Below are 250 nucleotides of genomic sequence, written 5' to 3' on the forward strand. Positions count from 1 at the left end.
ACGGCTGATCTGAAAGAGACTGGGCAGTTTGTTGTCATCCCGCCCGCCTTGAAGAATAGACGTGCCGCCCAACCCGCCGGGTCGTGGAATTGCCGATCAGAACTAAAGTACGCATATCGGCCATCTCGGGCCGCGCGTCTGCAAGCGTGACCGTCTCGATACTTTCCTCCGGCGTCGTCACGGCGCGCGCGAAAATCACGAGCCGCGGGCCGCTGCAGGCTTCCCGCAACACGTCGAGGGCGCGGGCGAA

1 pseudogene is annotated in these 250 nt (G+C 63.2%); it reads right to left on the minus strand.

Going from position 1 to position 250, the window contains the following annotated elements:
• Positions 1-34: 34 nt before the first annotated feature.
• A pseudogene (locus JHD07_RS38685) lies at positions 35-250 on the minus strand (precorrin-3B C(17)-methyltransferase); the annotation flags it as partial.

This window comes from Bradyrhizobium sp., assembly GCF_016462955.1.
Taxonomy (GTDB): domain Bacteria; phylum Pseudomonadota; class Alphaproteobacteria; order Rhizobiales; family Xanthobacteraceae; genus Bradyrhizobium.